The sequence below is a fragment of the Endozoicomonas euniceicola genome, assembly GCF_025562755.1.
GTDB classification, from domain to species: Bacteria; Pseudomonadota; Gammaproteobacteria; order Pseudomonadales; family Endozoicomonadaceae; genus Endozoicomonas_A; species Endozoicomonas_A euniceicola.
The window spans coordinates 5,874,906-5,888,399 of record NZ_CP103300.1; the positions used below are offsets into that span (position 1 = coordinate 5,874,906).

Here is a 13,494-nt window from a genome sequence, read left to right on the forward strand (position 1 = left end):
CCAGACGGCTTACCTATCGGTCAGACATCTTAGGTCAGTAGCCATCAGAAATATACCGGGCTTTTACACAACGATATACCCTAAGCCTCAGTTTCTCTTATGTGATAGATCCGCGACCCAAAATCACCAATATGTGACACATGTTCGGTTATCTCGGTACCGGTAAACTGACTTTTAACGGGAATTCCCATGTGTTGAAGCTGATCGCCGGGCATGATGTAAGATTCTGAACTCACCGGAAGCAGGTAGCGGTTGGCAATAATACCGTGTAGAACCCCCCGGTCTTTAATGGTGACCGGAAGCTCCTTATTCACCAGATGACCATACTGTCTGATATTCTGATATTGCTCCCGGCTCTTAACCCGATAGACAGCATCAGGCTTCAGCATGGGCAGTTTTATGGTTTTCATGGTCGGATTACTCACCTGTAACCCTTGGAAAAAGCCGACAATGGCCTCACTCTGATCTTCCTTCATTATCATCCAGGCCTGTTGGTTAGCGGCTGACAATGATAGCCGGTAAAACACCCCCTGCTGCAACAATGTCCGGTGCTCTTTATAAAAGCTGACCTGCTGACGAATCACTTTTTCCTCATAGGTAGTGAGTGTCGTTAAATCAAGCTGGTAGCCTGACAGACCAAAGCAGCTGACATTAAAACGTGACTCAATCGGGGTATGCCGGAGTACCTGATGCGAAGGATGCCCGCTGACGTGAGCGCTCATGCAGCAGGGAGGATATAACAATGAAAAACCCTGCTGTATTTTAACCCGTTCATGGGCATCAGTATTATCACTGATCCAGGTTTGGGGCATAAAAAAGGCCATTCCCAGGTCAAAGCGGTTGCCACCGCTGGAGCAGTTCTCAAATAAAATATTGGGGAACGCTGCTTTTAGCCGGAACAGAAGGCGATACAAGCCCAACACATAACGATGATAAAACCCAGCCTGCTGCTCTGCCGTTAAATGATTGGAATAGACGTCACTGAGATTACGGTTATGATCCCATTTAACATAGGCGACTTTCGCCCGGTGAAAAACGTCGGATAATTGCTGGTAAAGATAGTCTACAACCGCCGGGTTCGACATATCCAGCACCAGCTGTTGCCGGCCCGGCGAAGCCTCACGCCCCGGAATAGTGACAGCCCAGTCCGGGTGCTCTGCATACAGGTCACTATTCACTGACACCATTTCCGGTTCTACCCAGAGGCCGAACTGCAAACCCAGCTGTCGTATTTTCCGGGAAATGCCTGCCAGCCCCTGCGGAAGTTTTTTCCGGTCTTCCGTATAGTTGCCCAATCCGGAAGACTCATCATTACGGTTGGAAAACCAGCCATCATCCAGTACAAACAGCTCCACCCCCAGCGACCGTGCCTTACGGGCAAGACTTATCAGTTTGCTTTCATCAAAATTGAAATAAGTGGCCTCCCAGTTATTGGCCTGAACCGGGCGAGGTTGGTCTTGCCATGTCGGGGCAATAATATGCTGGCGGATATGAGCGTGAAAATTACGGCTCATCGGGTTCAGCCCTTTATGACTGAAGGTCATCAGTACTTCCGGACAGGTAAAGTGCATACCACCAGACAATGGCCAGGCAAAATCAAGGTCTGACACGCCGAGCATAATGCGGGTCTGGTCGTAAGGTGAGACTTCGGTCGCTATCTTGTAATTACCGCTGTAAACCAACGCAAAACCATAGCAGCTTCCATAGTCATCCTTGCTATCCTGGCTGACCAGCGCCATAAAAGGATTGTGGCTGGAACTACTCACTCCCCTGGAGCTGCCAATGGAAAACACACCTTTATTGAGCCCGTGCCGTTGCAGCTGTCCTTCGGCAATCCATTTGCCAGACAGGTGAATCGCCTCAAAGTCGGCCCGGGGCAAATCAAGGCTGGCACTGCAGGCTTTGTTCAGCACAACGGGCTCAGAGCCCCGGTTGATGATGGTCATACTGCGGCAAATAGCGTCGGTCTTTTCAAAGCAGGTGTAATGGAGATGCAACTCAACAGGTTTAAGCTTCTCCCGCAAAACAATGGTCAGGGAAAGGTCGTTATCTGATGGGGAATGGCTGTGGGGTAGCCCAGACAGTTCCGGTTTGTCAGGGCTCAGTTCAAAGCGGTCAAAAATGAAGTCCGATGTACTGCTGCCATCGTCACAGTAGGTGATATGCAGGCTGGGCTCACGATAGTCGCCCTTACCGGCAGTGCCTACTTCCAGCTTCTGGGTTTCCAGGCAGTAGCGTTCATCAGATGCAGAATAGGCCGTAGTTGATCCCAGCTTCACCTGAGCCGTATGGTTAAGGTGAGACAGGGTTTCCCGGTGTTGCAGCCGGGGGCCATAATACAGGTTTAACAGATGACCAGCGTCAGATACTTTCAGGATATAACTGCTGTTAAGGGTCTGCAGGTGAAACACCTGTTCTTCATTGTTAATTAATATCATTCACAAGGTTCTTGTTTATCACACTTCAATTTAGCTTTTGGCTTTTGGCTTTTGGCAATTCATACAATCAACAGCCAACAGCGATATTTCAGTCAATCTGTAATGTAATAGTCTGAGTCTCAAACCGGTCAGAGGTAACGGTAACCGTTTCCTGCCCTTTAACCCCAGCTGTTCTGACCCAGAAAGCGGTTTGCCCGGCGCTGAGTGTCCGCAGGACAGGGCCGATCAGCAATAATCCGCTGCTGACTTTAATCTGTACCGGGTCGCTGGCGTAGTGGCGTATCATCTGATCCTCATCCAGACACCGTATGCTCACCCGTGTCACATCATAGGTCTGTCGCTGTGTCAGACAAGTGTTGTCTGCTTTTACCTCAAGCACTGCCTGCCGTGACTTGCCACGGGTTTTGCGAATCACACACTGTCCGTCTCGGTAGCCTTCCAGCCGGTAGCTGGCGGATGCGTCCCCCCAGTTGCCAATGTATTTGGCAAACAGGCCAATGCCATCTTCAATGGAGAGGCCGTTTTTCCTGAGCAGCCAGAGCATTCTGGCTTTTTCCCACAGGTTTAATCCGTCCAGCCCCTTACGATTAACCGCCGAGAACAGCTGCCGGATACTGTCAGCTTCCCGAGGGCTGAACGACTCATGACGGGCAATCTGGTCACCAATAAAGTCATCCAGAATAACCGGCGGATGTGGCAGGTGGGGAAAACCCCGGGAGTCAGGATAAAAGGTCTGGAGATACTGGTCGTTTTTGTAAAGTCTGATGCTGTCACAGTTGGTAAAGACCCAGAGTGCACCAAATTGCGCTCCATCATAATCACCGTTTTTCATGTTGCCTGCCAGCTCCATAACCGGATGCCGGTCCTGCTGGCTGGCATAGACCGCCGCAGCGTATTTGGGTTCACGGAACATGTCCAGAACGCCGTGATAACAGACCCGGTCGCCGCTGCCAAAGTCCTCATGGGTGTTGTAGTCGGCCATGACCCATCCGATTGCGCCTGAGTACTCATGACTGCTGAAGGCTTGATTGATCACTCTGGCGTGGCGCTGGGCGTGTTCCAGCAATCGATCCTGAGTGTCAGAGGCTTTGGTGGGAAACATGTGACCACAGTGTTCTGTCACCAGGTAGGGCACCTCTGCCCCTGCTACCTGCTGTCGCTTTTGCAAGGGCGCATTACGCCCGGTATGGGAAAAGTCATTGAAGGTATAAACATCTTCCAGCAACTCGCTGTTGGCAATACACCGAACCCCTCCGGTTGGACGACTTGGGTCGAGTTGTCGGGCCAGGGCATTGGTCGCCTTATACAGTTTGTGACAATCCGCTGATTCATTGATGCGCACGCCCCAGATAAAAACAGACGGATGGTTCCAGTCTCTTTCAATCATGCCGTGAACGTTATCGAGGGCTCGCTGGTGCCAGGCAGGTTGTTCGCCAATATGTTGCCAGCCGGGTATTTCATTAAAGACCAGCAGCCCGATTTCATCACAACGGTCGAGAAAGTGCGGGCTGGGTGGGTAATGGGATGAGCGCACACAGTTGCAGCCCAGCTCGAACTTCAGCAGCTCCGCATCTCTGGCCTGGGCGCTTTCCGGCATGGCATAGCCGACATAAGGGTAGGACTGGTGCCGGTTAAGCCCCACCAGCTTCAACCGCTCGCCATTGAGGTAGAACCCGTCCGGACGAAACGCCACGCTACGAAACCCAAACCGGAACTCATTGGCGTCCAGTGGTTTGCTGCCTGAAAGCTTCGTTTCCAGGGTATAGAGGGTTGGCTGCTCAAGACTCCAGCACTCAATATCGCTGTCCGTGATGGACAGGGTGTGTGACCAGACTTCTTCTGAAGCACCCGACAGTGTTCGGGTAAATCGCTCCTGATGAGTCGTGTTACCTTGCTGGTCGCTGACCCGTAAATCCAGAGTTACCTCATGATTTGCTCCTGCCGGATTGTTAAGGTAAAGGTCAGCGTGAACCTGTGCCGGGGTGCTGTCGCTATCCGGCCTGGAATGACTCAACTCAGTGACGATCCGTGCATTTTGAACATAGACGTGTTCCAGCAATGTCAGGCGGACTTCCCGATAGATACCACCGTAAGTCAGGAAATCAACCACATGGCCAAAAGGTGGAATCTCCGGGTTTTCATTGGCATCCACCAGCACCAGCAGTTCACTTGGCTGGTCTCGGTGAACATAAGGGAGAATGTCGATTTCAAAGGGCAGAAAGCCTGAGTCACTTTCAACGACAAGTGTCTCATTAATGAACACTTTGCACGACACCATAACGCCTTCAAACCGGAGCAGAGCATGGGATACGCCGGTAAACAGGTCAGGATCAAGGGTTTTTCGATAAGCGGATTGGCATTGATAAGAACGCTCATCAAAATTATTGCAGGGCAGCTCCTGACTGGTATGAGGAATATCAACCACAGAGGCTTTCTCTGCCCAGTCAATGTCTGCGATGTGTGGTTCTTGCACCTGCCCGACAAACTGCCAGCCAAAATTCAGATGAACGTCTTTTCTCATGGTTTACTTCAATATATCCGTGTTGTACTCAATGAACAGACCAAAGCCACTGACCTTCATATTGGTATCAGTTCCGACCATAAACCGGTAGCCCAGACCCTCGCCCCGGTAGTTGTATGCCAGCTCCAGGTTGATTTCCGTGTAGTCCTCTTTTGCCACCAGTGCCTGCTCAACTACGCTCATTTTGCTTCTGTCGGTATCGGTAGCCATGGCCGCTACCCCCTGAATCCGCCACTTCTGAAAACCAACGTTATCAAGGTTATAACCACCAAACAGGAAGTAAGTGGTCTGGTTGGCCCGGTCGAATTTGTTAAATACCGCCAGGTCACCCCACACGGCAGTGCCGCCACCCGCTTTATAACCATCCTGGGTCTCAAAACCACGGAAGCTTTCTTTACCAATTTTTGTGACGCCGGCCAGCAGGTCAAAATCACCGGTATCAATGCCGATCCCGTATTCTACGACATCGGTCTTATGGTCAGAATTCAGCTTGCCAGTGCCTTCTTCCATACCGTACTTGATCAGAAACTTGAGAATTTTGCTTCTGTCGCCATCCGGGTTGCCTGCCAGATAGCTCAGGGGAATGCCGGTGTAGACTTCAACCAGGCCGTTTTTCTGATAATCAGGTGCTACGGAATAAGAGGCACTGCTGGTAAAGTAATCCGTTTCTGTGTGGTAGCCGACGTTATAGATTTTGTCGAAATAACCGGAACCCACACCCTCTTTCAGGTCATCCTTAAAACGTACGGTGCCGGTTGTATGGCAGTTGCTGTAACCCGTGAAGTAGTTGAACCATGGCTGAATCATGCCCCAGCTCCAGTTCAGCTCACCGGTTAACGAGGCTCCCTCATACACTTCGTGGGTCGCATAATAAATGTAATCCGGGCGGTGCAGCAGGTTATAGATGGTGGGCGTAAAACGACCGACAGACAGCTTGGTGTAGTTTTCATCGTCTCCCAGACGCATCTGCAGATTGGCGTTACTCACTTTCCCGACTACTGCGCTGTCCGGAGTGGCTTCATAATATCGGGCATAGTCGGATTTTACCGTTATTCCCGGTACCATTGAGTTCTGCGCCTCAACGTAGCCATTGTTATAAAGGTTAGGCGCGGCAGACTGGTAACCCAGCTGCACTCCGAACATATCGTTAAGATAACCGGACTGCCAGTCCATCCAGAGCGAGGCACCCATCTCATCCATCTCAATCTTGTTTTTGCCGGTGACAGGTGCACCAACAAGACTGTAGTTATAGGAACCGTCATTCAGCACTTAATCTGAGAATTTCCTAAAACCATCTAAAATGTAAAAAATTTTCAGACTGAGCATATGCCATGCAACCTCATCAATTTCACATTCAACGCATCGACCATACTGGGTTGGTGGCCGGTATGTGCAAAGAGCTCGGGATCGCTAACCTTCTGGATTCTCTGGTTCCCAACCAATCTGAAACCAGAAAGATTTCCTTCGGAGAAACCGTTGTCTCAATGCTGCTTAACGGACTGGGCTTCACTGCTCGCACACTCCACATGTTCCCTGAGTTTCACGCCGACAAGCCACTGGATAAACTTATTCGACCGGGTATAGAGCCGGAACATATCAACGAAAGTGTACTCGGCAGAGCCTTGGATCAAATTTTTGAACTGGGTGTAAGTGAGGTCTATTTATCACTGGCTGTCAAGGCCGTTAATGTATTGAAACTGCCGTGTAATGCTCTGAATCTTGATTCAACCAGCTTTCATGTGGACGGTCGTTATAACAGTGAGTCTGAAGTCGATGAAGAAGACCTGAACTGCATTAAAATCTGTCGTGGATACAGCAGAGATCACCGACCTGAATTAAATCAGGCGATACTGCTCCTAATGACTGAAAATCAGGCGGGTATTCCCGTATTCATGGCCGCATCCAGTGGCAATATAAACGACAACACTAATTTTAAAAAAGTCATCAGCAAGCATTTGAAATGCTACAAAGAGGCGCTGAATAATCGTTACCTGATCGGCGATGCTGCACTTTACACAACAGACAATGTACGTATATTACATCAGCAAGAGCAACAGTTTATCACCCGGGTTCCGGCTAAAATAAAAGCCGCAAGAGAGCTTGTGGACAGTGTCGCTTCTTGTGCGATGACACCGGTTGAAGGTGCCGAAGGTTATGAGAGCTGCGAAGTACTGTCCGACTATGCGGATGTATCTCAACGGTGGGTTCTGATTCGCAGTGAACAGGCTCGGAAAAGCGAACAGAAAACACTGCTCAAAAAACTGTTGAAAAAGTCAGAAAAAGAAGCGGAAGCACTGACCAGCAAGCTGGCGAAGAAACCGTTCAAGTGTGAAACGGACGCATTGCGTGCGTTCAATGAGTGGCAATCAAAAAGCAATTATTGTCAGGCAGAACCTGTAATTACGACAAAACCATGCTATACCAAAGCGGGACGTCCGGAGAAAGACAGCAAACCAGATAGCGTGGAGTATTATGTCAGCGGTCATCCTTGGGTATCTGTTGACTGTCGTGAAGTAGCAGAGGCCTCTCTGGGGTGCTTTGTGTTGGCAACAAACAATCTGGACAAGAGCCAGCTAAGTTCAGCAGAAGTGTTGAGCACTTATAAATCACAGCAGTCGGTGGAGCGTGGATTTCGGTTTCTGAAAAGCCCTGAATTTCTGGTCTCCTCGCTGTTTTTAAAGAAGCCGGAACGTATAGAAGCGTTGCTTATGGTGATGACGCTTTGTCTGTTAGTCTACGCAGCGATACAGCATCGAATCAGGCATGAATTAAAGCGTCAGAGTAGGTTCTTTCCGGATATGAAGCGAAAGCCCTATCAGAATCCGACTGCACGCTGGGTATTTTTTTGCTTTCAGGGAATTAATGTTTTATTAGTCGATGGTCATGAAAAACATGTCGTTGGCTTGCAGGAGAGGCAATTAACCATCATTTCAATTCTTGGCCGATCGTACCAAGAGATTTATTCCTGATATAGGTGCTGAATGACGGATAGGAACCACCGATATTGTAGATATTTGTTTTAACTTTGGTGTTCAAAGTGGAGTCGTTCAAAAAAGCGTCCCAGCTGGCGTTTGCCGCCATTGACAGAGACAACGATGCCATTACGACTGCATAACTGAGTGGTTTCAGTTTCATTTCTCACTTTCCCCCGGACTTAATGGCCCTGAAGCCCCGCAGGCTGACTATCAGACGCCATTAATGTGAGTTATTTTCATATTTATCGTAATGAATAGTGCTACCAGCTAATCCAGGGGTCAACAACAAACATGATTAACTTTCATGTTTGTTGATGTTTGTCAATTTCTGGTAATCAACTGACTGGCTGAAATTACTTTCCAATTTTATGACCTGAATCAAACGTGATTAAATTTCATGTTTTTATCACTGAGACTATTCGACATAATAAATATGAAATCATCTCACGTTACGTGGGGGCTTCTGCCAAAGAGAACAGGTGATATTTATGGATAATACTTCAAGCGTATTTGGTAACAGACAGTCGCCGTCTGTTATAAGAAAAGCCAACCGGACAAAATCGAGCTTTGAAAAGAAATTCGGCGATGACAGTCACCTGTCTTATCCACTGAGCAGTAACGAAAACCTAATTATGCAGCCATGGCTCGGTATCCATGACCTTACTGTCAGCGAAACCGGTCAGCCTATTGATTCAGAAAAAGGCATTATCGTTGGCAATATACGCATGGGTTATGGTCATTACCGGATTTCCATGGCTATTGCCTCTGCGGTTAACCATTTCGGCTACACCCCTTACTGGCTTGACCTGGCAGCTTGCAAACAGACCACCGGTGGGAAGGTCATACAGCACCTGAACAAACTTTATTCACTGGGGTCACGACTGTCCCAGCAATATTCCCTGTTCAACCGTCTGTTCTGGGAAAAACTGAACAGCGAAGGCTTCAGAAAACTGAGCTTCAATGCCAAAGACCAGCGGGTGAGTGAGTTGATGGCTCCGGTTCTGAGCCATATTCCTAAGGATATGCCGTTTATCGGTACCCATACCTGGCCAGCCCAGGCCGCAGTCCATGCGGGTATCAGCAATGTCATTAGTGTCATCCCCGACAACTGGCCCATGGCGCTGCATCTGGCAGAGGGAGCACATCACGTTGTTCAGACCCCTTCCTGTTATTTTGGCTATCGAATACTCAACGGTATGGATAAAAGCAGGCTGTTAAAGCCCATGCCCGCCGACAGCATCACCCATGCAGGTCACTTTATTGACCATGAATTGCTGAAAGACCTGAAGGCGGACTGCAATAAACGAGTCAGCCGGATAGAAGCCGGTGAGCCCCTGAGAATACTTCTGACGGTTGGCGGTGCAGGAGCCCAGTTTGATACCTTCCTGGCCATCATTGGTCATTTGTTGCCTCTGGTTGAGGCTCGCAGGGTGTGTCTTTTTATTAATGTGGGTGATTACAGAAGTGTATGGAATCAGCTGACCGATAAGCTGCCAGGGCTCAGGAAACTGGCCAGACTGTACGACAACGAATGGGATGATGTTGTTGCGCTCACGGACACGGACAACGACCATCTTGAGGGTATTCACGCTTTCTGTCATGAGGACATTTTCTCTGCGGTTTACTCGACCAACCGGTTGATGCGTATTACCGACCTGATGGTGACAAAACCCAGCGAGCTGGCCTTTTACCCGGTTCCGAAACTGATGATCAAACGGGTGGGCGGACATGAAGCTTATGGTGCCATCAGGGCGGCTGAAATAGGTGACGGCACCATTGAGTTTGAAAGAACCGATGCGGCTATTCAGATGCTGCAACTGCTGATTGAGGAAAAGAGCCTGATTAAAACCATGTGCCAGAACATCCTCAAAGCCAATGCTGCCGGGGTATACGACGGTGCCTATAAAACCGTAGAGCTTGCTCTGAAGAGGAGGAGCTGACTTTAGTCTCTTCTCAGTTTTTCATTGATCGCTATGGGTGACTCATATCGGAATACAACAACATAAGAAGAGAGTATCAACGTCATGATGGCAGTCGCCTGAATGACATGAGAAGCAATTTCCCCCAGTAGTAATTGTCCTGTGGCCAGAACGGCAATCAGGATCGAAAATTCACTGGTTTGTCCCAGTCGGAATCCTACTTCCCAGGCGGTGGATTCCTTTTCACTGACCCGTTTGAGCAGCAGGCCGAAGATTCCCGGTTTCATCAGCATGCAAACAACACTCATTGCCAGTGCCGGGATAAACACATCAGCCAGAAGACTCAGGTTGAAGCTGGCTCCGATGGAGAAAAAGAACAGGACAAGAAAGAAGTCCCGCAAAGGTTTAAGGTTAATGGCAATGTATTGAGCAATAGGGCTGGTCGCGATACTGATTCCCGCAATAAATGCACCAATTTCATAAGAGAGGTGAAGGGTATGAGCCAGTTCAGCAAAGCCAAGACACCAGCCAATAGCCAGCAGAAACAGATATTCGTGAAAGCGATCAAACTTTGCCATCAAGGGTAACAGCAGTAGTTTAACCGCAAGAAATGCGGAAAAAATAAGAAGGGGCAGGGCAGCCAGCGCTAATAAAATATCAAACTGACTGTTACTGAAGCCTCCATCAAAGTTATAAAGCAGTAGCAGCACCAGAATTGCCATTAAGTCTTGCAACAATAAAAGGCTGACCAGCATTTCACCGGTATGTTTATGATGCAGTACCGTGGTGGGTAACAGTTTGATACCGATAATGGTGCTTGAAAACATCATCGTGGCACCGCAGATAATCGCTTCTGTCTGACTGAAGCCAAACAGGTAGCCCATAAGATAGCCAGCGGCAGCAAAAACCACTGAACTGATCAAGCCAACGGTGGCGGTTTTTTTCAATAAATGCCCAAGGTGGCTGGGTTGCATATCGAGCCCCAGCAGGAACAGCAGAAAGATAATGCCAATATGAGCGATATCATGCAGCAGGTCCGTATCGGTGACCAGTTCCGCACCGTAAGGACCAAACATTGCGCCAAGCACGATGTAAGCGACAATCAGTGGCTGACGTGTAAACAGTGCGGCGGAGGCAAGGACAGCCGCCCCACTGAAAATCAGAAAAAAGGAAAAAAGCAGGGAACCACTTTCCATTGATACTTGCCCGCAAAAACGATGATCAAACAGTGACTTGAACTGGCAGTTCTGGATAAATGACTGCTAAGAACAAGCCGAAATAATTTGCAGTATACACGTAGGTGGGCGTACGTGAGATAAAAATCATCTTTGTAATAATTTACGCGGCAATTAATGAGCCTTATCTTAGGAAAGCGATCAGTCTAAGTTGTTTGAGTCTTGGTCACAGCCGTTCATAGAGAGGTTAAAGGCTCTCACGAATGCGGTGCACAGGCTTTCGTAAATCACTGCTTCCCTGATAACTGAGCTGGAAGGTTGATAGCGCTTTTATAGCAGCATCAGGGTTCTGTCCTGGTTTCAGGACAAAGCTGCTGAAACCACAGCGTTTCATAAAAAACAACTGATCCACCAGCACATCACCCACTGCCCTTATTTCGCCACGGAAGTTTAGATGATCACGCAGGGTTCTGGCGTGTGAATACCCCCGACCGTCAAGGAAGCCGGGGAATTGAATGGCAATGCCGTCGAACTCACTTAAATCGGCTTCCATGTCAGTCAGTTCATCGTCCGGTAAGACATAGAGCAGTTTCCGCAGACTTAGAAGGCGGATGTCTTCTTTATGTGCCTGCCAGAGTACTTGTGGTATCAGAAGCTCCTGAACATTTTCTGCGATGGCCGTGTCTGCCTGCCAGACAATGCTGTGGTCAGGGTAAAGCTCATTATCTTTAAGCAGCTTTCTGTCCATACACCTTCTCCTTAAAGGGGGTTAATCCCAGTCTCAGGCTGGTATCAATAAAACGCTCACCTTCATATCGCTGTTCCAGGTAGACCGACATAAGCTGTCTGATGATGTCAGGCACTTCTTCCCGTTTGAATGAAGGACCTATGATTTTACCCAGGCTGGCCGTTTTGCCAGCGGAACCTCCGATCTGGATCTGATAGTACTCTTCACCTTTGCGATCAACCCCGAGAATGCCGATGTGTCCCACATGATGATGGGCGCAGGCATTCATACAACCCGATATATTCAAATCCAGCTCACCGATATCATGCAGATAATCCAGATCTTCAAAATATCGCTGAATTTCTTCTGCCAGCGGAATAGAGCGGGCATTGGCTAAAGCACAGTAATCGCCACCCGGACAACAGATAACATCCGTCAGCAAACCACGGTTAGGCGTTGCCAGACCAAGAGTGTCCAGTGCCTGCCAGAGTTCTGGCAATTGGGCCTGGGGAACATCAGCAAAGATCAGGTTCTGTTCATGACTGACGCGTAATTCACCAAAACTGAAGCGGTCGGCAAGGTTTGCGATATCATCCAGCTGTTCGGCAGAAACATCGCCAGGGGCATCCGATGTGGCTTTGAGCGTTAACGTAACAGCGCTGTAACCAGTCTGCTGGTGAGCCGAGACATTTTGTTTCAGCCAGCGCTGGAATTCGGGTGAACCCTGCAGGGCAAGGTGATTAAAGTCCAGATCAGAAAGGGGGTCATAGTCGTGTTTGGTGAAATGCGTAGCCATTCGTTTAATTTCACTCAGGCTCAATGGCTGACTGTTCTTTTTGATCCGGTGCCACTCTGTTTCAACTTCACGGGCAAACACTTCTGGTGTCATCGCTTTCACAAGAATCTTGATTCGAGCTTTGTATTTGTTGTCGCGCCGACCGTAACGATTGTAAATTCGCAGCGTCGCATCCAGGTAATTGAGCAGCTGCTCAGGCTCAAGGTCTTCTTTGATTACAGCACCGATGACCGGCGTGCGCCCGAGTCCGCCACCAGCAAGAACGTTGATTCGAATCTTGCCCTGACCATCTTTTTGAAGATGTACACCGATATCGTGTACCAGGGTAGCTGCCCGGTCTTCGCCGGAACCACAAACAGCAATTTTAAATTTTCTGGGCAAGAAGGCGAACTCAGGGTGAAAAGTCGACCATTGCCGAATAAGTTCACACCACGGACGAGGGTCAACCACTTCATCGGCTGCAACACCAGCAAAATGATCGGTTGTGGTACTGCGTATGCAGGCACCACTGGTTTGAATGGCATGCATTTGTACCGTCGCCAGTTCAGCGAGGATATCAGGCACTTCCTCTAGCCTCGGCCAGTTCAGCTGAACATTCTGCCGGGTGGTGAAGTGCACATAGCCTTTATCATAGTGACGGGAAATATCCGCCAGTTTTCGTACCTGCCGGGTACTGATCAAACCATAAGGAATAGCAATCCGCATCATGGGGGCAAAACGCTGAATATACAGACCATTCTGCAATCTCAGTGGCAGGAATTCATCTTCAGTGATTTCACCGGCGAGATAGCGATGGGTCTGATCCCGGAACTGGTCGACTCGCTCATCCACTATACGCTGGTCGTATTCGTCGTATATGTACATGATGTTATTTTTTCATTCTGATGCAGCAGCCAGGGTTCATCGTTAAATAGCCAGAACTTTAGCTGCAGGAGAGGCTACC

The 13,494-nt window shown here is 48.9% G+C and carries 9 protein-coding genes; 2 read left to right on the forward strand and 7 right to left on the reverse strand.

Annotated elements, in window-relative coordinates; all coding sequences use genetic code 11:
• Positions 1-80: 80 nt before the first annotated feature.
• The 3 genes from NX720_RS23870 to NX720_RS23880 form a co-directional block, all read right to left on the reverse strand.
• Positions 81-2,438, reverse strand: coding sequence for an alpha-galactosidase (locus tag NX720_RS23870; RefSeq protein WP_262598027.1), 2,358 nt, complete (start codon positions 2,436-2,438; stop codon positions 81-83).
• An 88-nt stretch (positions 2,439-2,526) separates the two neighbouring features.
• Positions 2,527-4,959, reverse strand: a complete 2,433-nt coding sequence (locus NX720_RS23875) for a glycoside hydrolase family 2 protein (RefSeq protein ID WP_262598028.1) — start codon at positions 4,957-4,959, stop codon at positions 2,527-2,529.
• A gap of 3 nt (positions 4,960-4,962) precedes the next feature.
• Positions 4,963-6,228 carry a hypothetical protein gene (locus tag NX720_RS23880; RefSeq protein ID WP_262598029.1) on the reverse strand — a complete coding sequence of 422 codons (1,266 nt, stop codon included), beginning with the start codon at positions 6,226-6,228 and terminating at the stop codon, positions 4,963-4,965.
• A 62-nt stretch (positions 6,229-6,290) separates the two neighbouring features.
• Here NX720_RS23880 and NX720_RS23885 point away from each other — a divergent pair, with 62 nt between their 5' ends.
• The gene (locus NX720_RS23885; RefSeq protein WP_262597167.1) at positions 6,291-7,928 is read left to right on the forward strand and encodes an IS1634 family transposase; all 1,638 of its coding nucleotides are present in this window, start codon (positions 6,291-6,293) and stop codon (positions 7,926-7,928) included.
• A 50-nt stretch (positions 7,929-7,978) separates the two neighbouring features.
• On the opposite strand, the gene NX720_RS23890 is transcribed toward NX720_RS23885, so the two are convergent.
• Positions 7,979-8,101, reverse strand: coding sequence for a hypothetical protein (locus NX720_RS23890; protein ID WP_262598031.1), 123 nt, complete (start codon positions 8,099-8,101; stop codon positions 7,979-7,981).
• Positions 8,102-8,422: 321 nt separating this feature from the next.
• Here NX720_RS23890 and NX720_RS23895 point away from each other — a divergent pair, with 321 nt between their 5' ends.
• Positions 8,423-9,874, forward strand: coding sequence for a DUF6937 domain-containing protein (locus NX720_RS23895; RefSeq protein ID WP_262598033.1), 1,452 nt, complete (start codon positions 8,423-8,425; stop codon positions 9,872-9,874).
• Positions 9,875-9,876: 2 nt separating this feature from the next.
• On the opposite strand, the gene NX720_RS23900 is transcribed toward NX720_RS23895, so the two are convergent.
• From NX720_RS23900 to NX720_RS23910, 3 genes are all read right to left on the reverse strand, one after another.
• Positions 9,877-11,049: a cation:proton antiporter gene (locus NX720_RS23900; protein ID WP_262598034.1), complete on the reverse strand. Its 1,173-nt coding sequence runs from the start codon at positions 11,047-11,049 to the stop codon at positions 9,877-9,879.
• Between the two features lie 226 nt (positions 11,050-11,275).
• Positions 11,276-11,776, reverse strand: coding sequence for a DUF934 domain-containing protein (locus tag NX720_RS23905; protein ID WP_262598035.1), 501 nt, complete (start codon positions 11,774-11,776; stop codon positions 11,276-11,278).
• Positions 11,757-13,415, reverse strand: coding sequence for a nitrite/sulfite reductase (locus NX720_RS23910; protein ID WP_262598037.1), 1,659 nt, complete (start codon positions 13,413-13,415; stop codon positions 11,757-11,759). The genes NX720_RS23905 and NX720_RS23910 overlap by 20 nt, the downstream gene beginning before the upstream one ends.
• Positions 13,416-13,494: the final 79 nt, after the last annotated feature.

Bases quoted from the DNA above. Each gene is read 5' to 3' on its own strand.
- NX720_RS23870 (WP_262598027.1), bottom strand. From the start codon at position 2,438: ATGATATTAATTAACAATGAAGAACAGGTGTTTCACCTGCAGACCCTT.
- NX720_RS23875 (WP_262598028.1), bottom strand. From the start codon at position 4,959: ATGAGAAAAGACGTTCATCTGAATTTTGGCTGGCAGTTTGTCGGGCAG.
- NX720_RS23885 (WP_262597167.1), top strand. From the start codon at position 6,291: ATGCAACCTCATCAATTTCACATTCAACGCATCGACCATACTGGGTTG.
- NX720_RS23895 (WP_262598033.1), top strand. From the start codon at position 8,423: ATGGATAATACTTCAAGCGTATTTGGTAACAGACAGTCGCCGTCTGTT.
- NX720_RS23900 (WP_262598034.1), bottom strand. From the start codon at position 11,049: ATGGAAAGTGGTTCCCTGCTTTTTTCCTTTTTTCTGATTTTCAGTGGG.
- NX720_RS23905 (WP_262598035.1), bottom strand. From the start codon at position 11,776: ATGGACAGAAAGCTGCTTAAAGATAATGAGCTTTACCCTGACCACAGC.
- NX720_RS23910 (WP_262598037.1), bottom strand. From the start codon at position 13,415: ATGTACATATACGACGAATACGACCAGCGTATAGTGGATGAGCGAGTC.